The organism is Pseudomonas citronellolis, from assembly GCF_900112375.1.
GTDB classification, from domain to species: Bacteria; Pseudomonadota; Gammaproteobacteria; order Pseudomonadales; family Pseudomonadaceae; genus Pseudomonas; species Pseudomonas citronellolis.
This window is the reverse complement of the sequence record NZ_FOLS01000028.1, coordinates 55,278-76,790: the sequence shown is the minus strand read 5'-3', so window position 1 is coordinate 76,790 and position 21,513 is coordinate 55,278. Positions and strand designations below refer to the sequence as shown.

Sequence of the window (21,513 nt, the reverse complement as noted above, 5' to 3'; positions counted from 1 at the left end):
CCGCGATAGCCGGAGGTATCGGCGCAATTCGCGGATGAGATCCGCTCCTACGCTGCCCCACCCACGCCATTCCCCTGTAGGAGCGCGCCCTGCGCGCGAAATCGCGGGCAGGGCCCGCGCCTACACGGCCAGCTGCGCCTCCAGTTCGGCGATGCGTGCCTGCAGGCGTTCGCGTTCGGCGCGGGCCGGGCCTATGTCTTCGTAGACGCTGATCAGGTGCTCCGGCAGGCCGTCCTGGCGGCGACGTTGCAGCGAGGTGCGGGCGCGCACCCAGACGTAGCGGCCGTCCTTGCGCCGGCAGCGCTTCTCCACCACGTAGCGGTCGATCTCGCCGGCCAGCATGCTGCGCAGCAGTTGCAGGTTGCGCTCCAGGTCGTCGGGGTGGGTGAGTTGCTGGAAGGTCATGCCGTAGAGTTCCTCGGCGCTGTAGCCGAGCAACTCGCAGAGGCTGCCGTTGACGCGCTGCCAGGTGCCGTCCAGGCCGATGTAGGCCAGCGCGCCCCAGGTCAGCTCGAAGATGGCGCGGAAGCGCTCCTCGCTGTTGCGCAGCTCTTCCTCGGCGGCCATGCGCGCGGTGTTGTCCATGCTGATGCCGACTATCTTCACCGAGCGCCCGGCGCTGTCCTTGACCACCCGGGCGCGGGAGGCGATCCAGCGCAGCTCGCCGTCCGGGCGGTAGATGCGGAAGTCGCACTCGCAGCCGCTGCCCTCGGCGATAGCCTGGTCGTACATGGCGCGCATGGCGGCCACGTCCTCGGCCGGCAGGTGCGGCCAGAAGTCCTGGTTATGACTCACCGGCCAGCCGTAGACCTCCTCGACGTTGGGCGAGTAGGTCACCTCGTCGCTGATCAGGTTCCACTCCCAGGTGACGATGCGCGCGCTTTCCTGGGCCAGCTTCATGCGCGCCTCGCTCTCCATGATCTCGGCGGTGTAGCGGCGGCGCACGTCGGTCATCGGCAGTTCGATGGGCTCCAGCGCCTGCAGGTCGCGCACGGCTTCCTCGCCGTAGCGCAGCCAGATCCAGTTGACCTTGAGGAAGTCCGCCAGCTTGCGCAGGTTGTCGTAGTCGATCTCGCCGCCGCGCGTCCACTTGTGCACCGCGGTGCGCGAGATGCCCAGCGCGGTGGCCACGGCCTGCAGGGTCAGCTTGTTGAGCTCGAGCAATTCCTTGAGGCGGAAGGCGAAGCTGTTTTCCGTCATGCGCGGTCCTGTCCTGGAAGAAGCCTGGAGCCGCAGTATACACAGTTGTAAACCAGTGGATTACAGCAAACCCCGGGGCGCACGGCCGTGCGCCCCGCTCGCTCACGCCAGGCCGGCCAGCCTCAGCCAATGGCTATAGAAGCCCTCGGCCACGCGGTTCAGTTCAGCCACCTTGCGCGGCAGGTCGGCGAGCATCACCTCGGCGCTTTCCTGGCTCGGCTGGCTGGGGTCCAGGTACTGCGGCCAGCCGTTGATCCAGCCGCTGACCAGTTCCTCGGTCATCTCCGGGTGACCCTGCAGGCCGAGGACGAAGCCGCCCCAGGAGAAACCCTGGTTGGCGCACCAGGGGCTGGACAGCAGGTGCTCGGCGCCCTCGGGCAGCTCGAAGGTGTCGCCGTGCCACTGGTAGATCGGGAATTCCTCGGGCAGGTGCGCAAGCCACGGACTCGCGGACTCCAGGCGGCGCATCGGCTGCCAGCCCATCTCGGTGTAGCCCTGGTGGTGGATCGGCGCGCCGAGGGCCTTGGCCAGCAGCTGGCCGCCCAGGCAGTGGCCGATCAGCGGCACGCGGCGCTCGATGAAGCGGCGCAGCGCCGCCACCTCGGTGCGCAGCCAGGGCAGGTCGTCGTTCACGCTCATGGGGCCGCCCATGATGGCCACGGCTTTCGGGCGCTCCAGGTCGTAGCCGTCCAGCTCGCCGTGGTCGGCGCGGCGCACCTCGAAGCCCAGGCCGGCGCGGTCGAGCACGCGGGCCAGATGGCCCGGCGGGCAGAAGTCGGCGTGGGTCAGGATCAGGATATCGGTCATGCTTACCTCCGCGCGGCAGTCTGCCGCAAAAGGCGCGCGACCATAACCCCCAGCGCGCCCGCGGGCAGGCCCGCACCGCCTTCCGGCGGCGCGGGCGCATTGGGTTCATGGGAGTGGGAAGCCACCGGCCGACGCGGCCTGGCGGCGAGACGAACGTGTTGGATCAGGGACGCAGGCTGCTCACTTCCTGGGTAACCCCCCAGCCGTCGAGCACACCTCCGAGCGGCGCCACGACTTCCTCCAGGTCGTGTTCGAATGCGCCGATCGCCGCGTGGGTGGCGAACATCACCTTGCTGATCTGCAGGTTCCAGCCACCGTCGGAACGGGCTTCGACCTGGGCCCTCAGGGATTCGCCGCGGAATTGCCGGGCGGCCTGGCGGGCGTTCTGTTCATCGGGAAAGATGGCGAAGAAGTCGATGGGATGAATGCGGGCGAAATCGAAGCCCCCTTCCTTCATCCGGCGCAGCACATTGACACTGATATCCTCCGAGAGGGGCTTTTCCATGGTACGCACCTCCTTTCGAGACGTTCAGGGTTTCACCTAGTTTCCCAGCCGATGCGGGCCTGGCTTGCGACCGGGCCCGCGGCGGGCACTCGCTGTGCCACAGGAAACGCCAAAAATGCTTCAACGTCCCCCAATTGGTCGCCAAAGGTCTTGAACTGGCAGGCAGGAAGGCCCGTCTGCCGGCAACCAACAGTTTCAGCGTAGCGTCTATGCAGGCCGAATGCCGCCCTACCGGTCAGTCGGTACGTTCGGCGGCGACGGGCGGCAGCGCCGCGGGGCGCGTCGCCAGCAGCAGGGCCGCCAGCACCAGGGCCATGCCCAGGGCGTGGCTGGCGCCGAAACGCTCGCCCAGCAGGCTCACGCCGACCAGCGCCGAGCCCACCGGCATCAGCCCGGTGAACAACCCGGCGGTGCTGGCCGGCACCCGGGAGATGCCGCGGTACCACAGCAGGAACGACAGCACGCTGGCGCTCAGGGCGTAGAACAGCGTCCAGCCCCAGGTCGCCGTCGGCACCGCGCGCCAGTCCAGCGCCCGCGCCTCGGGCAGCGCCAGGGGCAGGAACAGCAGCAGCCCGGCGAGGTTGACGCCCAGGGCCATGGTCCAGGGGTGCAGGTGCAGCGACAGGCGCCGCGAGTAGATGGCGAACAGCGCCTCGGCGAGCACGGCGCCCAGCACCAGGGCATTGCCCGGCACGCCGCTCTGGCCGCCCGCCGGGCGCTCCAGCAGGTTCAGCGCGGCGATGCCCAGCACCGCCAGGGCGATGGCCAGCAGGCCGCGCGGCTCCAGGCGCTCGCGCAGCCATAGCCAGGCCAGCAGGGCGATAACGCTGGGCGTGGCGCTGGTGATGATGCCGGCGCTGGTCGCCGAGGTCAGTTGCACGCCATGCAGCATGCAAATGCTGAACAGGAAGCAGCCGAAGAAGGCCTGCAGGAACAGCCCGCGGCAGGCGCCGCCATCCAGCCCCGCGCGCACCCGCGGCAGGGCCAGCCCGGGCAGCAGCACCAGGCTGGCGATGAGGAAGCGCAGCAGGGCGAACAGGTAGACGGGCAGCTCTTCCAGCACCAGCTTGCCGATGGCGATGTTGCCGCCGACCAGCAGCATCGACAGGGCCAGGCAGAAATAGGCGAAAGGCATGGCGGCTTCCTTGCGGCGGGCGAAGGGAAAGGCGGCCGACTTCCTACGGCCGCGGACCAGCCCTACAGCATCCGGGCTGCACCCCATGGGTGCAAGCCCCTTTCCGTCACTCGCGGCTGAGCCAGCCCATCACCCAGCGGTTGAGCGCCGGCGGCGACAGCTGGCCGGACCAGTACATCGCCCGGAACAGCGCGCCGATGGGCCGGTGCACCCCGCTGCGGTGGGCCTGGCGCCAGGCCGCCGCGGCGATGTCCTCGGCCCGCAGGTGCAGGCCCAGGCGGCGCAGCACCGGCGGCTCGTAGCCCTGGCTGGTGACCATGGGCGTGCGCACGAAGGGCGGCATCAGGTCGGCGACGCGGATGCCGTGGCGCCGCCACTCCAGTTCCAATGCTTCGGTGAAGCCGCGCACGGCGAACTTCGAGGCCGAGTAGGTGGCCATCTCCGGCACCCCGTACAGCCCCGAGGCCGAGCCCATGTTCAGCACCTGGGCGCCGGGAGTGGCCTTGAGGTGCTCGAAGGCGGCATGGCAGCAGTTGAGCAGGCCCTGCACGTTGATCGCCAGCAGGCGGGCGTGGTCCTGCGCGGGAATTTCCTCGAAGCGGCCGAAACGCAGGATGCCGGCGCAGTTGAACAGCAGGCGCAGGCGGCCGTCGCCGGCGCCGACGAAGTCCGCCAACGCCTCGCGCACCGCCGCCGCATCGGTGACGTCCAGCGCCCGCTGCCAGGCGCCGCCCAGTTCGGCGGCGAGCCCGGCCAATGCCTCGGCGTTCAGGTCCAGCAGGCCGACGCGCCAGCCGCGGGCATGGAACAGCCGCGCGCTGGCCGCGCCTATGCCGGAGGCCGCGCCGGTGATGAGGATGCTGTGCATCAGCGCCCTCCCCCGAGGTGGCGGCCGAGGAAGCCCGCCACCTCGCCCAGGGCCTGGTCGGCGATGCGCAGCACCCCGGCGTGGGCCTGGAACACGTGCCAGCAGTCGCGGTAGCGCTGCAAGGTGACGTCCACTCCCCGCTTACGCGCCGCGCCGGCCAGGCGCAGGCTGTCGTTGCGCAGCACTTCGTCCTCGCCGACCTGGATCAGCAGCGGCGGCAGCCCGGCCAGGTCGGCGAACAGCGGCGACAACTGCGCCGAGTCACGCGCCACGCCGGGCGGGCAGAACATCGCGATGGCGCTCTCCACCCAGGCGCGGCTGATCAGCGGGTCGCCGGCTTTTGGCTGGTGCCACTGGGTGCAACTGACGTCGGTGACCGGCGAGAACACCACCAGCGCGCCGGGCAGCGGCAGGCCGCGTTCCTTCAGCGCCACGGCCAGTTGCAGGGTCAGGTGGCCGCCGGCCGAATCCCCGGCCACGGCCAGCCGCGCCGGGTCCTGGCCGCGCGCCAGCAGCGCCTGGTACACCGCCAGGGCATCCTCCAGCGGCGCCGGGAAGCGGTGTTCCGGGGCCAGACGGTAGTCCGCCGCGCACACGTCGAGGCGGCCCAGGCGCGCCAGGTTGGCGGTGATCGCCCGGTGCGTGGCCGGCGAGCCCACCAGGTAGGCGCCGCCGTGCAGGTAGAGCAGCGTGCGGCCTTCGCCCCGGCCCGCGCGCTGCCATTCGCAGGGCACCCCGGCGATGACTTCCGCGCCGCGCTGCACGCCGCGCGGGGTCAGGGTGGCGGCGGTGAGCGCATTCAGCACCCGGCGCTGCATCGGCACCGGGATCGACGGGCGCATCAGCCCGCGGAACAGCAGGCGCAGGGTGCCGCGCAGCAGGCCGGCCAGCAGGCGCTGCGAGGTGGAAACGGGCGGTACGAACTCAACGGGCGCATTCATAGTCGGCGAACTCCGGCTGGCGGGTCTGTTGGCGGTAGCGGAAGGTGAAGCCCGGCCAGTTGTTGGTGTTGCGGCCGGCGGCGGTCTTGTACCAGCTGTCGCAGCCGCTCTCCCACACGGTGTGCTGCAGGCCGTGCTGCAGGGCCTGGTTGTAGGCGCGCTGCACCTCGGGCTTCACGTCCAGGTAGCGCAGGCCCTGGCGGTCCAGGTGGCGCAGGCAGGCCAGCACGTAGGGGAACTGGCTCTCCAGCATGTAGACGATGGAGTTGTGCCCCAGGTTGGTGTTCGGCCCGTAGAGGATGAACAGGTTGGGGAAGCCGGCGACGCTGATGCCCTTGTAGGCCTCGGCGCCCTCGGCCCAGGCCTGCTCCAGCCAGCGCCCGCCCAGGCCCTGGACGCGCAGCGGGGCGAGGAACTCGGTGGCGGCGAAGCCGGTGCCGAAGACGATGGCGTCCACCGGGTAGCGCTGGCCGTCGCGGGTGACGACGGCGTCCCCGGTCACCCGCTCGATGCTGGTGTCGATCACCCGCACGTTGTCCCGCGCCAGCGCCGGGTAGTAGTCATTGCTGATGAGGATGCGCTTGCAACCCAGCGGGTAGTCCGGGATCAGCCGCCGGCGCAGCTGCGCGTCGGCGATGCCGCGGCGCAGGTTCAGGCGGAAGCTCAGCTGCATGAACTTCATCAGCGGCGGGAAGGTGGAAAAGGCCAGTACCCGCGCCTCGTGCTGCAGGTACTTGAGCCCGCGGTCCAGGCGCTGCAGCCAGGGCAGGCGCGCCTTCAGGCGGCGCTCCCAGGCGGCATAGGGGCGGTCCGGCTTGGCGATCACGTAGGGCGCGCTGCGCTGGAACAGCAGCAACTCAGCCACCTGCGGGGCGATGCGCGGGACGAACTGGATGGCGCTGGCGCCGGTGCCGATCACCGCCACGCGCTTGCCGCGCAGGTCGGCGCGGTGGTCCCAGCGCGCCGAGTGGAAGGCCACGCCCTTGAAGCCGTCGAGCCCGGCGATGCGCGGGTACAGCGGCCGGCTCAGCTGGCCGGTGGCGCAGACCAGGGCGCGGGCGCGCAGCGTCTGCCCGTCGGCACAGCACACCTGCCATTCTCCGGCGGCCTCGTCGAAGCTGGCATCCACCGCCTCGCAACCGAAGCGGATACGTTCGCGCAGGCCGTACTTGTCGGCGCAGTGGCGCAGGTAGTCGAGGATTTCCCCCTGCGGGGCGAACTTGCGGCTCCAGTCGGCCTTGGGCTCGAAGGAGAAGGAATACAGGTGCGAAGGCACGTCGCAGGCGGCGCCGGGGTAGCTGTTCTCGCGCCACACGCCGCCGACGTCGGCGGCCTTTTCGAGGATCAGGTAGTCGTGGATGCCGGCCTGCTGCAAGCGGACGGCCAGGCCCAGGCCGCCGAAGCCGGCGCCGATGATCAGCACGCGCAAGGGTGCCGGATCACGGGAAGTATTGTGCATTGTTGTGCTCCCGGTTTGGCTGGACGGCGGCCGCGCGGGGCCTGCCGTCATCCGCCGCGCTGGCGGATGAGCATAGGCTAGTGCCGCCGGCGGCGCCGGTTTATGGCATAGTCGGACATTAAATTGTGATTTCCGGACAAGACGGAGCCCGCGATGCCCGACCAGCCCCGGCCCATCCGCCGCAGCGCCCTGAGCGTGCAACTGCTCACCCAGTTCGGCCTCGACCATGGCCTGGCGCTGGAGGACTGCCTGCACGGCAGCGGCCTGGACCTGGCAGTGCTAGCCGACCCGGCCCGCGAGATCGACGCCGCCTGCGAGCTGCGGGTGCTGCGCAACCTGGCGCAGCGGCTGCCCGCCGGCAGCGGCCTGCAGGCCGGCCTGCGCTACCACCTGAACACCTACGGCATCTGGGGTTTCGCCCTGCTCAGCAGCCCGACCTTCCGCAGCGCCGCCCTCCTCGGCCTGCGCTACCTGGGGCTGACCTACGTGTTCACCCGCCTGGATTTGCTGGAGGACGGCGCCGAGGCCCACCTGCTGCTGGACGACAGCGGCGTGCCGGAGGACGTCCGCGCCTTCGCCTGCGAGCGCGACCTGGGCGGCGTGCTGCGCATCCAGCGCGACCTCACCGGGCGCCCGCTGCCGATCCTGCGCGCCGAGTTCCGCCGCCCCCGGCCTGCCGACAGCAGCCTGTACCTGGCCGAACTGGGCGTGGAACCGGCGTTCGGCCAGCCCGCCAACCGCATCGTCTTCGCCAGCGCCGCCCTCGATCTGCCATTGCCCGGCGCCAACCCGCAAGTGGCGCGGCACTGCGAGGAAGAGTGCCGCGCACTGCTGGCCCGCCGCCAGGAACTGGGCGGCCTGGCCGGGCGCATCCGCGACCGCCTGCTGCGCACGCCCGGGCGCCTGCCGGACATGGAGCAGGTGGCGGCGGAATTGCACATGACCTCGCGCACCCTGCGCCGCCGCCTGCAGGACGAGGGCAGCAGCTACCGCGCCCTGCTCGACGAGGTGCGCCAGGCCCTGGCCGAGGAACTGCTGGGCACCGGCGCCATCCGCCTGGAAGAGATCGCCGAGCGCCTGGGCTATGGCGAGGTGTCCAACTTCATCCACGCCTTCAAGCGCTGGAAGGGCGTGCCGCCGGGGCGTTTCCGCGGGCGCTAGGCCTCGATGCCCAGTTGGCGCAGGGCCTCTTCCAGGTGCTCGATGAAGGCGAGGATCTTGCGCGTGGCGCGCCTGTGGCTGGGGTAGACGGCGAGGATGCGCTGGCCGAAGGCGTCGGGGTCGAAGTGGTAGTCCTCCAGCACGCTGCGCAGGCGCCCGTCGCGCAGGTAGGGCTGGACGCTCCACAGCGGGCAGGGCATCAGGCCCCTGCCCTTGAGGCAGGCGGCCAGCAGCAGTTCATGGTTGTCGCTGGTCAGGCGCCCCTCGCGCAGGATGGAGAAGCGCTCGCCGTCGCGCTCCAGCCACCAGCGGGTGTCCAGCGCCGGGTGCCAGTAGGTCAGGCGGTCGTGCTCGGCCAGTTCCAGCGGGTGCAGCGGCTCGCCGCGGCGCGCCAGGTACTCGGGGCTGGCGCAGAGCACCAGGCGGTTCGCCACCAGCGGCCGCACGATCAGCCCCGGCAGGTTGCTGTGGCCCAGGCGCAGGGCCAGGTCGTAGCGGCCGTCGAGCAGGTCGACGTAGCTGTCGCTGAGGTCCACCTGCAGGCGCAGTTGCGGGTGCTGGATGAGGAAGTCGGCGCAGACGTCATTGAGGAAGGCCGCGCCGAACGCCAGCGGCGCGGTGATCCGCAGGCTGCCGCGCAGGCTGTGCTGCAGCTGGCCGATCTCCTCGGCGGTCTCGTGCATGCGCGCCAACACCTCGCGGGCGCTGTCCAGGTACAGCTGCCCGGCCTCGGTCAGGGCCATGCTGCGGGTGGTGCGCTCGAACAGGCGCGCGCCGAGGCTGGCCTCCAGCTGGCCGATGGCCTTGGTCACCGCCGAGGGCGTCTTGCCCAGTTGCTCGGCGGCGCGGCTGAAACTGCCGGTCTCGGCGCAGGCGACGAAGAGGGCGAGGCTGCTGAACCTGTCCATATTCTTTCCAGATTTTCACAAGTCTTGTGCCAGTGACTGGCTTTCGGGAAATAGCCCCAGGCCATTAGCCTCTTGCCCAGACCAATAAAAATCAACCACCAAGCAAGGGGGAAGCATGCGAAGGCTCATCAAGGGCGCACTCGCTGTCGCAATCGCACTGGGCACTTTGGAAGCCCACGCACAAACCGCCGACCTGATCCTGTACAACGCCAAGGTCTTCACCGCCGAGCCCGGGCAGCCGCTGCAACAGGCGCTGGCCATCGCCGGCGACAAGGTGCTGAAGGTCGGCAGCGACCAGGAAGTGCGCGCCCTCGCCGACGCCCACAGCCACCAGGTGGACCTGGGCGGCAAGCTGCTGATGCCCGGCTTCATCGACAGCCACTCGCACGCCATCTTCGGCGGCCTGGAGCTGATCGCCGCGAGCATGGAGGACGAGCAGGTCGGCCTCGACGAACTGGCGCAACGCCTGCGCGAGGCCCGCGACAACGGCAAGGCCCGGGTCGGCGACATCCTGGTGCTGAACGGCATGCACTCCAGCTACTGGTCCCAGGCCGAGGGGCTGGCGAAGATTTTCAATGCCGGCGAATGGGCCCAGGTGCCCATCGTGCTCATCGGCAGCGACCACCACACCGCCTGGGCCAACGCCGCCATGCTGCGCCGCGCCAGGCTGGACGCGGCGCTGGTGCGCTCGCTGCCGGCCACCGAGCAGCAGAACATCGGCCACGCGCCGGACTTCACCCCCAGCGGCTTCGTCGTCGACTCCGGCTTCGACCGCGTCGCCGCAGCCATGCCCGCCGCCGACCAGCAGACCCTCGACCGCGCCGGCCTGGCCGCCGTGCAATACAACAACAGCCTGGGCATCACCGCCTGGATGGACCCGGCGGCCAACGGCAGCCCGGGCCAGGCGCTGTTCGACATCAAGCCCACGGAACGCACCGTCGGCGTGCTGCCGGTGTACCGCGACCTGGCGCAACAGGGCCGGCTCAGCGCCCACGTCGCCGCGCTGCTGGTGGTCAACCCGAAGAGCCGCCCGGCGGACCTGGCGGTGATCGACAAGGTGCGCCGGCAGTTCCAGGGCATTCCCAACCTGAGCCTGCCGGGCATCAAGGTGTTCGCCGACGGCGTGCTGGAATACCCGGCGCAGTCCGCCGCGCTGCTGGAGAACTACAGCAACCTGCACAAGCCCGGCGAGTTGCTGCTCGATCCGCGGCACTTCGGCGAGCTGGTCAGCGCCGCCGACGCCCGCGGCTGGCTGGTGCACATCCACGCCATCGGCGACCGCGCGGTGCGCGAATCGCTCAACGGCATCGCCCAGGCGCGCAAGGACCGGCAAAGCGGCGTCACCCACTCCATCACCCACCTGCAACTGGTCAACCCGGCGGACTTCCCGCGCTTCAAGCAGTTGGGCGTGATCGCCTCGATGCAGCTGGACTGGGCCACCGCCGAGGACTACACCCTCGACCTGGTCAAGCCCTACATCGCCGACGACGCCTTCCGCTACATGTACCCGGCCAAATCGCTGCTGGACGCCGGCGCCACCATCGCCGGGGCCAGCGACTGGCCGGTGTCCACCCCAGACCCGCTGAAGGCGATGTACCAGGCGGTGACGCGCCAGGGCCCGAAGGGCGTGCTCAACCCCGAGCAGCGCATCGACCGCCAGGCCATGTTCTACGCGTACACCGCCAATGCCGCGAAGGCTATCGGCCTGGGCGAGAAGATCGGCAGCCTGGCCCCCGGCAAGCAGGCCGACCTGGTGGTGCTCGACCGCGACCTGTTCAGCGTCCCCGACGCCGAGCTGGGCGAGGCCAAGGTGCTGCACACCCTGTTCGGCGGCCGCGAGGTCTACCGCGCCGACGGCCAGGAAGCGCTCTGACGCCGTTCGCTCCACTGCCGGGCTGAAGCCCGGCCCTTCCCGCCGCTCCTTCCCTTTCGCTTCCCGGCTCGCCGGCGGGAGGGGGCTGCGCGGGCTTTTTTCCTGCCCACACAAGCACAACAAAGGGTAAGTCCATGAAGTACAAAGCACTCGTCCTCGGCGCGGCGCTCGCCTGCGCGCCTTTCACCAGCAGCCATGCGCTGGAGCTGACCGAGGACCTCTCGGTCCAGCTGGAGGCCACCCTGGCCAGCGACTACCGCACCCGCGGCATCTCGCAGACGCAGAACGACCCGGCCATCCAGGCCGCCGCCACCCTGCAGCACAGCAGCGGCCTGTACCTGGGCGTGTGGAGCTCCAACGTCGACTTCGGCTACGGCCTGAAGACGCGCCAGGAGCTGGACTACTACGCCGGCTGGTACTGGCAGGCCACCGACGCGGTGAGCCTGGACCTGGGCTACATCCAGTACCGCTACCCGAAGGAAGGCCAGTTCAACCAGAGCGAGGTCTACGCCGTCCTCAACGCCTACGGCTTCGAATTGGCCAGCTATTACTCCAAGGACATCACCACCTACGTCGGCAAGGACCAGAGCCAGCTCTACAGCTACGTCGGCTACGGCTTCGAACTGCCGGCCGGCTTCCAGGCCAAGCTGCGCTACGGCCGCAACGACGCCAAGGACTCGCTGTACCTCGCCGGCGACGGCGGTACCCGCAGCACCTACCACGAATGGGAGGCGAGGCTGGACAGGGAGTTCGCCGGCATCGACTGGTCGCTGAGCTACATCGACACCGACCTGTCGCAGAGCGAATGCTTCAACTGGCAGGGCTTCAAGGACATCTGCACGGCAACCGTGGTGGCGCGGGCGACGAAGCGGTTCTGACGTCGCGGCGGGTCTCGCGCCCCGGTGGCACGAGCGGCCCCCATTCGCGAGCCGTCGTAGGATGGCGTTGAGCGAAGCGATACCCATCACCCCCAACTGCATGGGTTTCGCAAGCTCAACCCATCCTACGAAAAGCACCTCGGCGTAGCCGGCAAGACAATTGCTCCTACAATGTGTGGGGCGCATAACGCCGACGGCGGATAACCGCGAACGGTTATGCGCCCTACGGTGCCCCATTCCATTCCCCTGCGCGCCCCGAGGTGCTCTTCGTAGGAGCGAGCTTGCTCGCGAACCGCATGGCACCGCGTTTGTTCGCGAGCAAGCTCGCTCCTACGAAAAGCCATGCGTCCTGGACGCCGTAGGAGCGGACTCTGTCCGCGATAGCCGGACATCCCGGCGCGATTCGCGGATGAGATCCGCTCCGCCCTGACTCAAACGAAAAGGCCGCACATCCTCGGATGCACGGCCTTTTTTGCTTCCCCCGGCTCTCACCGGGCCGAGGCGGCCTCGCGCCGGCCTGGGCTGCGCAGCGCCGGCGTCTCGCTCAACGGCATGCTCTCGGGCCGGTAGCCCAGGCGCAAGCCGCCCCAATGGCGGCCGTTGACGAAGATCGGCACCGACAGGTCGTGCATCTGCTCGCCGGTGTCACGGCAGTAGGTCTGCAACAGCAGCGCCTGCTGGTGGCTGCCGCAGCGGATCCCGGTGCGGTCGTCGAACAGGCGCTTGCTGCGGCTCTTCAGGCGGTCCACCTCGGGGTCGCCGGTCGGTGCCTGTGCGAAGGCGCGGTTGTGCGTCGGCACGTAGCCCTCGGCGGTGCAGGCGATGGCGAACACCAGGCCCTCGTGGCGCTGCAGCAGGTCTTCCTGGATCTTCGGCAGCACCTCGTCGGTGTAGCGGTCGAAGCGCGTGCTGTACTTCTGCGGCTCGGTGCCCGGGATCGGCTGGTAGTGGCGGTCGAACAGGTCCTCGGCGGAAATCCGCCCGTCCTCCAGGTCGGCGGCGAAGCGCGCGCCTATGCTCGATGCACCTTCGCGGGCCAGGTCGTAGACGCGCTGGTGGTAATCGTCCAGGCCCACTTCGGCCAGGCGCTCGCTGATGGCCTCGGCCTGGGCCTCCAGGTGCACAGCGGCGTCGGCCAGGCGGTGGGTCTGCTCGTCGCTGACGCGGATGTCGGCGCGCATGCGCTCCACCGCGGCGAACAGGTTGTCCAGTTGGTGGCGGTTGATCTCCGCGCCTTCGGCGATCTCGGTGATCTGCCGCTCGACGCCAGCGGCCAGCCCGGCGATGCCTTCCAGCTGCCCGCCGGTGCGCTCCACCTGGGCCACGCCTTCGTCGAGGTCGGCGGCCAACTGGAGGATCTGCTCGGCGACCTGGGCGGTGCGCTGCTGGATGTCCTCGACCATCTGCCCCACCTCCTCGGTGGCCTCGGCGGTACGCGCAGCCAGCCCGCGCACCTCGTCGGCGACCACCGCGAAGCCGCGGCCGTGCTCGCCGGCGCGGGCCGCCTCGATGGCGGCGTTGAGGGCCAGCAGGTTGGTCTGGCTGGCGATCGACTGGATCACCTGGGTGACGCGCTGGATGTCCTCGCTGCGCTGGCTCAGCGCCTCGATCAGCGCGCGGCTTTCACCGGCGCGGCCGCTGAGCTGGTGCATGCGGGCGATGGCCTGCTGCAGCTCGCTGCGCCCGACATCGCTGCCGGCGCGGGCCTGGGTGGCGGCGTCCATGGCCTGGCGCGCCAGGGAAGAGGTGGCGCGCTCGGTGTGAATCATCACCTCGGCGCTGCCGACGATCTGCTCGGCCGCCGCCAGTTGCGACTCCAGGCGCTCCACCAGGCGCTGCACCGAGTAGGACACGCCGGCGGCGGACAGCGCATTGTGGCTGGTGCTGTGCGACAGGTCGCGGGTCAGCGCGGCCAGCTCCGGCGCGGCGGCGGATACGCCGGGCAGGCTGCGCCGCTGGCCGACGAACCAGGGCAGCCAGAGCAACGCGAAACCGAGCAGCAGGCACAGCGACAGCGGCCAGCCGCCCAGCGACTGGGCGATGAACAGCGCGAGAAGGCCGGTGGTCTGCAGGGAAAGAACGAGGAAGATACGCGAACGCGTCGGGTCCATGAGGGCACCTCTCCAGCCATCGCCCGCCCCGTGGAACACCCGGGTTGGCGCAGGCCCTGAATTATTGTTGTCAGGGCCATTAGGCGACCATTTGCCGGCCGCGGCTATCGTCCCTTAGTCGGTAGTGTGGCCGTCATTGCGAGGCGGTGCACTGTTGCGATTCGATCCACAGCCTTACCGAGCCCCTGAGCACAGGACACTGCCGACCAAGGAAGTGGAGAGCCGGCGGAGGAATTAGCGTTCCCGACAGCAATTCCTACAGCGCCTAGTCCCCGGCCATCCGAGATAAAAAGCGAATAATCGGATGCAATGCTGCAAGGCATGACAAAAGCAAACGACATGTCATTTTCGGCTCCTTGGCTTCAGAACAGCAAAAGGAGACGTCCATGAACCAATTGGAAGGCTGGGCTCCGCCGGCGCGGGCCTGGGGACCCTGGATAGTCATCGGCGAACAGATGGGGGGCCCACTCTCTTACAAAGTCGAATTCGAAACTATTTCAGGCAGTTCGACCTTCGACGCCGAGATTCGCTATTTCCAGGGAGGCACTGAAATGAGCGATATCGTCGTTGGCCCGGGAACACACAATTTCACCAGCGGCATCTGCGTCTGTGTATCTCGGATCAGGTTCAGAAGCCACAGCATCGGGCAAGTGATTGCCATTACCGTTCGTTAGGGAATACCGAGATGAAAAAGACCATCCTGCTTTCCGCAATGTTTCTGGTTGCGGCCTGCGCCAGCACAGCTGAAGAAGGGGTTCTGTTCAGTGTCGAGAATCGCAGCTATCTGCTGACACGAGAATGCGTCAAACGCTCCGAGGTATCACACGACCTTGAGCGGCATGCCTATATACAGGTCGAACTGACCGATCCTTGTGCAACTTCACTGGCCGGTTTCCTGAATGCAGAGCGAGGTGCCCTGCTTTCCGTTTCGGTCAAAGGGCAATATCTGTCGAGATCATTGCCGATCCTTGGCGAGTTTCAGGCCAGAAGCCTGAGAATCTCCAGTCCGGATACAAAGCTGGCAATCGAGGTCGAGCGCTTGCTGTCTCCACCTCGATAAACCCGACTTATTGAGATGAACCGGACTGGTAGCTGTTCACCACGCAGCCATTGGCGTCGTAGTTGATGCTGAAGAAGTTCAGGTACTTGTCGTTCCAGTAGGTGCTGCTGCCGGCGCCGTGGGCGCTGGCCTGCTTGCTCGGGGTGCCGAACATGCTCTCGATTTCCTTGCGGCTCATGCCCGGGACGATCTCCTTGCGCACCATGGCGGTCCGCAGGTCGCGCTCGGAAAGCCCGGTGGAGCAGCCCGGCCGCTCCTCCGAGCCGCCCACCACGGTCACCCGCGTGCCGCCGGCCGGCGCCGGGGCCGGGGCCGCCGGCTGCTGCGCCGGATAGGCCCCCGCCGGGGCGTAATCCGTAGCCGGCGCCTGAAGCGCCGGCTGCGCCATCACCGCCCCCTCGCCGCCGCCACTGGGCCGGCGGTTCTCCACGTTCAGCTCGACGCCGGCGTTGCCGCCGTTGGGGCAGGCCTGCTTGGTGAAAGTCACCTTGCCCTGCGCATCGACGCATTTGTAGATCGTATCCGCCTGCGCCCAGGCGGCGCAGAACAGCAGCGGAACAGCAACGAGAACACCCTTCATACAGCCTCCCTGGCTGATCAATGGCAGATTGACACCTCAGACCGCCGCGCCGGCGAAAGTTCCAAGGCCGATACACGAAATCCTAACCGCATCGCCAGGAATAACCCACGCCCGGGGGCTCCGTGCTTTCTGCCAGCGTCCCTTCACCGATCCCGCACCTGCCCCGCCGCCACGGCCTGCCCTGGCCGGCACGAATACTGGAGAGCCCCAGCAGCTACCAGGGAAGTAGCGGCCAGCCCTGCATCACCCATGCCTCCCTCGTCCGCGCGGACCAGGGCCTGGTGCAGGCTTGCCAGCAGAAGGATTGCGCCACGACTCAACCTTCACCCCGTAGTGTTCCGAAATGCGTGCTCTTCATTGGTTTATCGCTCTTTTACTTCTCGTGCTGATCGTTCCCCTCGCCCACGCCGATGACCTCGGTATCCCGCAGTGGCGCCGCTACGCGCCCGCATCGGCCCAGCAGGCACCGACGGGCCAGCCCGGCGCCGTCAATCCGGACACGCGCCAGCTCATCGTCGCCCGCGCGCACCAGCTCGTCGGCCAGCGCTACCGCTGGGGCGGCGAATCGGAGGAAACCGGGTTCGATTGCAGCGGCCTGCTGGTCTACCTGTATCGCAGCGTCGCCGACCAGCGCCTGCCACGCACCACCCGGTCGATGATTGCGCGGCGCGACGCGACTATCGCCCGCCACGAACTACAACCTGGCGACGCCGTGTTCTTCAGCCACAACGGCAGCGATAGAGTCAGCCACGTCGGCCTCTACATCGGCGACAACCGCTTCATTCACGCCCCCAGCACGTGCAAGAAGATCCGCATCGACTCCCTCGCCTTCCCCTACTGGAAGCGTGCCTACGTCACCGCGCGCAATTTCAGCGGCTGACGGAATCGGCGCCATCGGGAATATCACCGCCCAGGTGCGGGCGTAGACGCAGTGAAACCAACGGAATAGCGCCGGGAGCGCCCGTGGAGCCGAGGGCGCAGGCCTGGGTTGCCGATCTTCTGCGGAGGCCCAACCGAGCCCCAGCCGGCGTGGCGGGATGCGTTTGGCCGATGGAAAGGCGTTTGCCTGCGTTGAGGGCTGGTATCGGGGGTTTGCTGCTGGATCACCGCCCAGGGCCATCGAGGTCCTGGACGGTGAAGATCCCGATCCAGTGGATGGAAAGGCTGCTCCGCTTGAGTGAACGGCATTGCAGCCTAGATCGGGCTGACTCGTCAGCTCAGGCCGATCACTGCTTGGCCTGGGCTTCCACTTCGGCTTCCACGCGACGGTTGACGGCGCGGCCTTCGGCGGTGCCGTTGTCAGCGACCGGACGGCTCTCACCATAACCCACGGCGCTCACGCGGCCGCCTTCCACGCCGTACTCGTTGACCAGCACGTCACGAACGGCGTTGGCACGACGCTCGGACAGCCTCTGGTTGTAGGCGTCGGTGCCGACGGAGTCGGTGTGGCCTTCAACGGTGGTGGAGGTGGACGGGTACTGCTTCATGAAGTCGGCCAGGTTCTTGATGTCCACGTAGCTGTTCTGCTTGACCCTGGACTTGTCGAAGTCGAACTTGACGTCCAGCTGGACGCGCACGGCCTCGGCCACGACCGGGCAGCCGCTGGCGTCGACGGTGACGTTGGCCGGGGTGTTCGGGCACTTGTCGACGTTGTCGCAGACGCCGTCGTGGTCTTCGTCGGAGCAGACGTCGGCGACCGGCTCCGGAGCCGGGGCCGGCTTGGAACCGCCGCCGAAGTTCAGGCCGACGCCGACGCCGGCCATCCACTCGCCCTGGTGGCCGCTTTCACGCCTTTCCATGCCGTACTGGCCGTCGAGGCCGGCCCTGGCATAGAAGTTCTCGGTGAAGTAGTACTTCAGGCCGGCGCCGATGTTGGCCATGGTCAGGTTGCGGCGGCGTCCGTCTCCGCTGTTGACGTCGGTCAGGCTCTGGTGGCCGATGCCGGCGGAGAGGTACGGGCGCAGGCCCGCGCCGGGAGCGCCGAAGTGGTAGATGGCGTCCAGCGAGGCCAGGCTGCCACGCACCTTGGCATTGCCGCTCGAGGAGGTGCCGCGGAGGTCGTGGTATTCACCGTAGGACAGCGCCAGCTCGACGTCGTCGGTCAGGAAGTAGCCGAGGGAGCCGCCGTACAGGTCGCCGTTCTGCATGTTGCGATTGCTGTCGGTGAAGTAGCGCTTGCCGAAAGCCTCGACCTCGACCGAATTCCGGCCTTGGGCGAAGCCATCCATGGCAGACAAGGCGACCACGGCACCCACAACGACGCCTAAGGTGTTTCTCAATTTCATTCACGCGATCCTTTCAATAAATACAGGGCACAGGTTCAAGCAACAGCCGAAGACCCACACCAGATGAACGAGTGTGAATCTTTCATCCACGACAGGGGCGAAGTTCCATTTCCTGGAGTCTTTTTCTCGAAATATCCACGAGGCAAGACCGGCGCTATTCAACTTGTTTCAAGCCAAGCAAATGCTATCGGCAGGTCCCGAACCGGTTCCGGGCAGCCAGGATGGTATCCAGGTGAACTCCGGCAACACCATGCGATGCCGTCTGAATTCTTCGCTCCACGATTCCGCCAAGTACGACCACCCCAGGCTGCGGACAGAAGTAGCGGCCAACCCTCCTTGCCACTACACACCACGATCATCTTGAACCCGGCCCCCAACAGCCCTGACTGGAAGAACACGGATTATCTTCCAGGCCTATCAGCGGACATTGACTTCAGAAAGCGCGCAGGAAGTGCATCGACCCAGTAGCGGCGGCCATCAAGCCGATCCCGATATCACCGCCAGCGGAGGCGCATGGAACGGCCTTTTCCGAGGCGGCCATCCCGCAGGCTGCGCGATCCCGGCATATCGAATTGACGAAAAGTAAGGCGCCGATCCAGGCCATTTTAGAACTCGTCAGATACCTGCCCCGCAGGGCGCGGCCCTACTCTTCTCCCCGCAAGACGACGCAACTTCTTCTAAACAGATCAGCGCTGAATTTCTCCTTCGGAAATCCACCGGAGAACTGTTTCTCAAGCGCCGAAAGCGACCCCGAAGACTCATGTCGCCCGCCCCGCGGGCATTGGCACTTTTCGAGACGCTTGTGGGTTCGCGCCTGCTGCAGGATGCGGGAAGAGGGTTGACCCTGTAACTATCTGACTATCCGTACCTAAATGAAAAATCTGATCGATAGCAAAATAAATTTCTCGGTCGTGACCGAAGACTCCCTCATACAGGCATATACCCTGGATGCAAGCCAGGCCGCGCCTGAACAAGTCCTGATGAGCAAGCCTGGCAACCTGTACCTATTGCAGGAGCCCCAGCATGCTTCCCTGAGCGATGCGCTGGTTGCCGAACGCTCCGGAGAAGACCTGCTGTTGGCTTTCCGATCCCAGGAGCAGGCCCGCCCGGCGCTGAAGTTCAAACCCCGAGAATGGGTGCCCGGCAGAACGACAGGAAGCTCAGCGTCTATGTGCCTTACGAAACCATCCAGGAGGAGTGGCGATTCTTCATGGAACGCCGCAACCGCAACGATTCCTGACCGATCGCCAAACCGGCCCCTTCGAAGCTACGCCTCGCACAGGCCCCGGAGCGCCAGCCAGGCCGCCTCGCAGGCCTGCTCCAGCACCTGGCGTTTCCAGTCGTCAGCGTCCACGTAGAAGGCATCACGCAACTGCTGCTTGATGCGCCCGGCCTTGTGCGCCGGCACCTGCGGCGAGCGGGCCAGCCACTGGTCGGCGCGCAGCGCGTCCAGCACCTGCAATCCCGGCAGGGTGCCGAACTCCAGGGTCATGGAGGTCAGCCGTGCCTGGGGGCATTCCTGCAGCGCGGCGTGCACCATCTTGCCGTTGAGCCTCACCGACACACTGTTGCCCTCCTCCGCCGAACGCACCGACTCGCCCCACCAGGCGCGGGAGCGGGCCAACGACGCCGCGGTGTTTTCGCCGGAGTGGATGCGCTCGCCGTGCCCGCGGGGGCCGAGGCCGGTATGCAGGTCGATCCAGCCCAGCTCGCGGCAGCGCCGGCCCTGTTGGCGCAGCACCTGGCGCACCTTGCCGTTGCTCCAGGTGGGTTCGGCGCCGACGTAGAAGAGCCCGTGCGGATGGCTGCTCTGGCCGCAGGAAACGGCCTGTTGCAGGTGCCGGCGGCCATGGCGCAGGACCTGCAGCAGCAAGCGCGCACGACTCAGCCGCGACGGCCAGCGGCGTGGCACCAGCAGCGGATCGAGACGGGCGTAGGCCGGGTTCTCCGGCAGGGGCGCGGAAAAGTCCAGGAAGTTGCGGTTGAGGTCGACGTTCTCGTGGGTCCAGCGCCGCCACCAGGAGAAGCCGTAGGGGTTGACCGCGTGGAGGTAGAGCACGGCACAGCCGCTTTCGTGCACACGCACCCGCCAATGCGGGTCGCGCAGCATCGCGGTCTGCACGGCGGAACCGCAGAAGCCTTCGACGCCGTGACAGCCGCTGCTGATGATCAGCAATCGGCTGGCATCCTCCGGGCCGTCGCGGGCCACGTCCAGGGCCAGCGGCTCGCCGTCGCGCCCGGGCAGCGGGTGGTCATGGGATTCGACGGCCAGGCCGGCGGCGGCACAGGCCGCGAGGAACTTGCCACGCGCCTCGGCGTAGCTCTGGGAGAAGCAGGCGGACGGGTTCATCGTCTCTCCGGGATGAGCGCAGCCGGAACGCGGGCCGCCGGGCCCGCGCCCGGAAGGCGCGAAAGGGATGGGATCAGGGGGCCGGCGGCCGGCTCATGGGCGGCCGCCGCGGCTCATGCCGTGGCGGGCAGGTCCGTGGCGGCGTTGCCGTGCAGCGCCTGGCGGGTACGCTCGGGGGCGATCAGGCGCAGGCCGAGCAGCGCGCAGAGGATCACCGCGGCGCCGATCAGGCCCAGGCCCAGCTCGAAGCCCTGGGCGATGTTGCCGCCCTTGTACTCCACCAGTTGGCCGATCAGCCAGGGCGCGAGCATGCCCGCGCTGGTCAGGCCGCCGATGTGGATGGCCAGCATGGAGCCGCGCTGCGCCGGCGGCGCGATGTGCGCCACTATGGTGTTGCAGAAGGTCGGCAGCAGGTTGATCAGCACGCAGCCGGCCAGGTACAGGCCGATCACCGCCGGCAGGTTGCCGTGGAAACCGCCGAGGCCGACGAAAGCCGCGCCGGCGAGGATCGCGCAGACCACCGGCAGGCGCACCAGCGCGGTCTGCACCGGCACGCCGCGCTTGAGCAGGCGCTGCGACCAGGCCGAAACGCCGAGGTTGAACACGATCACGCCGAGGGTCGCCGCCATCACCGTGTAGCCCGATTGCAGCGGCGTCATGCCCAGGCCCTTCTGCAGGTACACCGGCACCCAGCTGTAGACCAGCGCGTTGGGCAGGTAGCCGAGGAAGCCCAGCAGGGTGATCCAGAGGAAGGTGCGGTTGAGCAGCAGGCGCCGGTACGGCAGGCGCTGGCCGCTTTCTTCGCCGTCCACTTCGGCGTGGCTGCCCTCGCGGCCGAAGGCCAGCCAGGCGAGCATCCACAGCAGGCCGATGAGCGCCAGCGCCAGGTAGGCCATGCGCCAGCCCAGGTGCTGGATGGCCAGCGGCAGGGTCAGCGCGCCGAGCACCGCGCCGAGCATGATCGACACCTGGATCAGCGACGCGGGCAGCACCCGCTCGCGCGGGCCGAACCACTTGAACACCGCGTGCTGGGTCACCGCCGTGCCCGGCCCGGTGCCGGCGCCCAGCAGCAGGCGGCTGGCCACCAGCGCGGCGAAGCCGCTGCTGAAGCTGACCAGCAGCTGCGCCAGCATCCACACCAGCGACATGCCGAAGAGGATCCAGCGGGTCGGGAAGCGGTTGGCGAGGAACCCCACCAGCACTCCGGAGACCGAGTAGAGGAAGAAGAAGGCGCTGCCGATGAAACCGAACTCGCTCGGCGTCAGCTTCAACTCGTCGATGATCTGCGCCCCGGCGAAGGCGAAGATGGTCTTGTCCATCACGCTGATGACCATCACCAGCATCAGCAGGACCAGCACCAGGGTACGGCGTGCGTTGCGCATCGTTGCTCCA

General features: G+C 68.1%; 19 protein-coding genes. 6 read left to right on the top strand and 13 right to left on the bottom strand.

The features are described 5' to 3' along the window. Positions 1-120: 120 nt before the first annotated feature. The 7 genes from BM060_RS23865 to BM060_RS23835 form a co-directional block, all read right to left on the bottom strand. Positions 121-1,200 carry a PAS domain-containing protein gene (locus BM060_RS23865; protein WP_074983637.1) on the bottom strand — a complete coding sequence of 360 codons (1,080 nt, stop codon included), beginning with the start codon at positions 1,198-1,200 and terminating at the stop codon, positions 121-123. A gap of 102 nt (positions 1,201-1,302) precedes the next feature. After that, complete coding sequence (locus BM060_RS23860) at positions 1,303-2,007, bottom strand: type 1 glutamine amidotransferase (protein WP_074983635.1); 705 nt, start codon at positions 2,005-2,007, stop codon at positions 1,303-1,305. A 163-nt stretch (positions 2,008-2,170) separates the two neighbouring features. Further along, complete coding sequence (locus BM060_RS23855) at positions 2,171-2,512, bottom strand: ribonuclease E inhibitor RraB (protein WP_009619201.1); 342 nt, start codon at positions 2,510-2,512, stop codon at positions 2,171-2,173. A 235-nt stretch (positions 2,513-2,747) separates the two neighbouring features. Beyond that, complete coding sequence (locus BM060_RS23850) at positions 2,748-3,647, bottom strand: DMT family transporter (protein ID WP_074983633.1); 900 nt, start codon at positions 3,645-3,647, stop codon at positions 2,748-2,750. Positions 3,648-3,753: 106 nt separating this feature from the next. Then, positions 3,754-4,515, bottom strand: coding sequence for an SDR family oxidoreductase (locus BM060_RS23845; RefSeq protein ID WP_074983631.1), 762 nt, complete (start codon positions 4,513-4,515; stop codon positions 3,754-3,756). After that, complete coding sequence (locus BM060_RS23840) at positions 4,515-5,456, bottom strand: alpha/beta hydrolase (RefSeq protein ID WP_074983629.1); 942 nt, start codon at positions 5,454-5,456, stop codon at positions 4,515-4,517. The genes BM060_RS23845 and BM060_RS23840 overlap by 1 nt, the downstream gene beginning before the upstream one ends. After that, positions 5,440-6,915: a flavin-containing monooxygenase gene (locus tag BM060_RS23835; protein WP_074983627.1), complete on the bottom strand. Its 1,476-nt coding sequence runs from the start codon at positions 6,913-6,915 to the stop codon at positions 5,440-5,442. Before BM060_RS23835 ends, BM060_RS23840 begins: the two co-directional genes overlap by 17 nt. Positions 6,916-7,068: 153 nt before the next feature. On the opposite strand from BM060_RS23835, the gene BM060_RS23830 reads away from it, so the two are divergent. Continuing rightward, on the top strand, positions 7,069-8,076 hold the full coding sequence (locus BM060_RS23830; RefSeq protein ID WP_074983626.1) for an AraC family transcriptional regulator: 1,008 nt from the start codon (positions 7,069-7,071) through the stop codon (positions 8,074-8,076). Here BM060_RS23830 and BM060_RS23825 read toward each other — a convergent pair. Next, entirely contained in the window at positions 8,073-8,984 is a 912-nt protein-coding gene (locus BM060_RS23825) for a LysR family transcriptional regulator (protein WP_074983624.1), read from the bottom strand. The two genes, BM060_RS23830 and BM060_RS23825, sit on opposite strands and share 4 nt — an antisense overlap. Before the next feature lie 115 nt (positions 8,985-9,099). On the opposite strand from BM060_RS23825, the gene BM060_RS23820 reads away from it, so the two are divergent. Together BM060_RS23820 and BM060_RS23815 are read left to right on the top strand one after the other, a co-directional pair. Next, positions 9,100-10,857, top strand: coding sequence for an amidohydrolase (locus BM060_RS23820; RefSeq protein WP_074983621.1), 1,758 nt, complete (start codon positions 9,100-9,102; stop codon positions 10,855-10,857). A gap of 134 nt (positions 10,858-10,991) precedes the next feature. Next, entirely contained in the window at positions 10,992-11,735 is a 744-nt protein-coding gene (locus tag BM060_RS23815; protein ID WP_074983619.1) for a TorF family putative porin, read from the top strand. Between the two features lie 488 nt (positions 11,736-12,223). Here BM060_RS23815 and BM060_RS23810 read toward each other — a convergent pair whose 3' ends face one another. Further along, on the bottom strand, positions 12,224-13,459 hold the full coding sequence (locus BM060_RS23810) for a methyl-accepting chemotaxis protein (RefSeq protein ID WP_370686625.1): 1,236 nt from the start codon (positions 13,457-13,459) through the stop codon (positions 12,224-12,226). 773 nt (positions 13,460-14,232) lie between these two features. Here BM060_RS23810 and BM060_RS23805 point away from each other — a divergent pair. Both BM060_RS23805 and BM060_RS32620 read left to right on the top strand, forming a co-directional pair. Next, positions 14,233-14,520, top strand: a complete 288-nt coding sequence (locus BM060_RS23805) for a colicin Z C-terminal domain-related protein (RefSeq protein ID WP_069866230.1) — start codon at positions 14,233-14,235, stop codon at positions 14,518-14,520. Positions 14,521-14,531: 11 nt separating this feature from the next. Further along, complete coding sequence (locus BM060_RS32620; RefSeq protein WP_135499791.1) at positions 14,532-14,906, top strand: hypothetical protein; 375 nt, start codon at positions 14,532-14,534, stop codon at positions 14,904-14,906. 7 nt (positions 14,907-14,913) lie between these two features. On the opposite strand, the gene BM060_RS23800 is transcribed toward BM060_RS32620, so the two are convergent. Then, positions 14,914-15,486 (bottom strand): DUF4124 domain-containing protein, encoded by a 573-nt coding sequence (locus BM060_RS23800; protein ID WP_074983614.1) that lies wholly within the window; start codon positions 15,484-15,486, stop codon positions 14,914-14,916. A 343-nt stretch (positions 15,487-15,829) separates the two neighbouring features. Between BM060_RS23800 and BM060_RS23795 the strand changes: the two genes are divergently transcribed. Next, on the top strand, positions 15,830-16,366 hold the full coding sequence (locus tag BM060_RS23795; RefSeq protein WP_074983612.1) for a C40 family peptidase: 537 nt from the start codon (positions 15,830-15,832) through the stop codon (positions 16,364-16,366). Between the two features lie 346 nt (positions 16,367-16,712). Here BM060_RS23795 and BM060_RS23790 read toward each other — a convergent pair whose 3' ends face one another. From BM060_RS23790 to BM060_RS23780, 3 genes are all read right to left on the bottom strand, one after another. Beyond that, a complete protein-coding gene (locus BM060_RS23790) occupies positions 16,713-17,771 on the bottom strand; it encodes an OmpA family protein (RefSeq protein WP_074983609.1) in 1,059 nt (352 codons plus the stop codon). 1,267 nt (positions 17,772-19,038) lie between these two features. Continuing rightward, complete coding sequence (locus BM060_RS23785) at positions 19,039-20,121, bottom strand: M14 family metallopeptidase (protein ID WP_074983607.1); 1,083 nt, start codon at positions 20,119-20,121, stop codon at positions 19,039-19,041. Between the two features lie 113 nt (positions 20,122-20,234). Further along, a complete protein-coding gene (locus BM060_RS23780; protein WP_083426829.1) occupies positions 20,235-21,503 on the bottom strand; it encodes an MFS transporter in 1,269 nt (422 codons plus the stop codon). Positions 21,504-21,513: the final 10 nt, after the last annotated feature.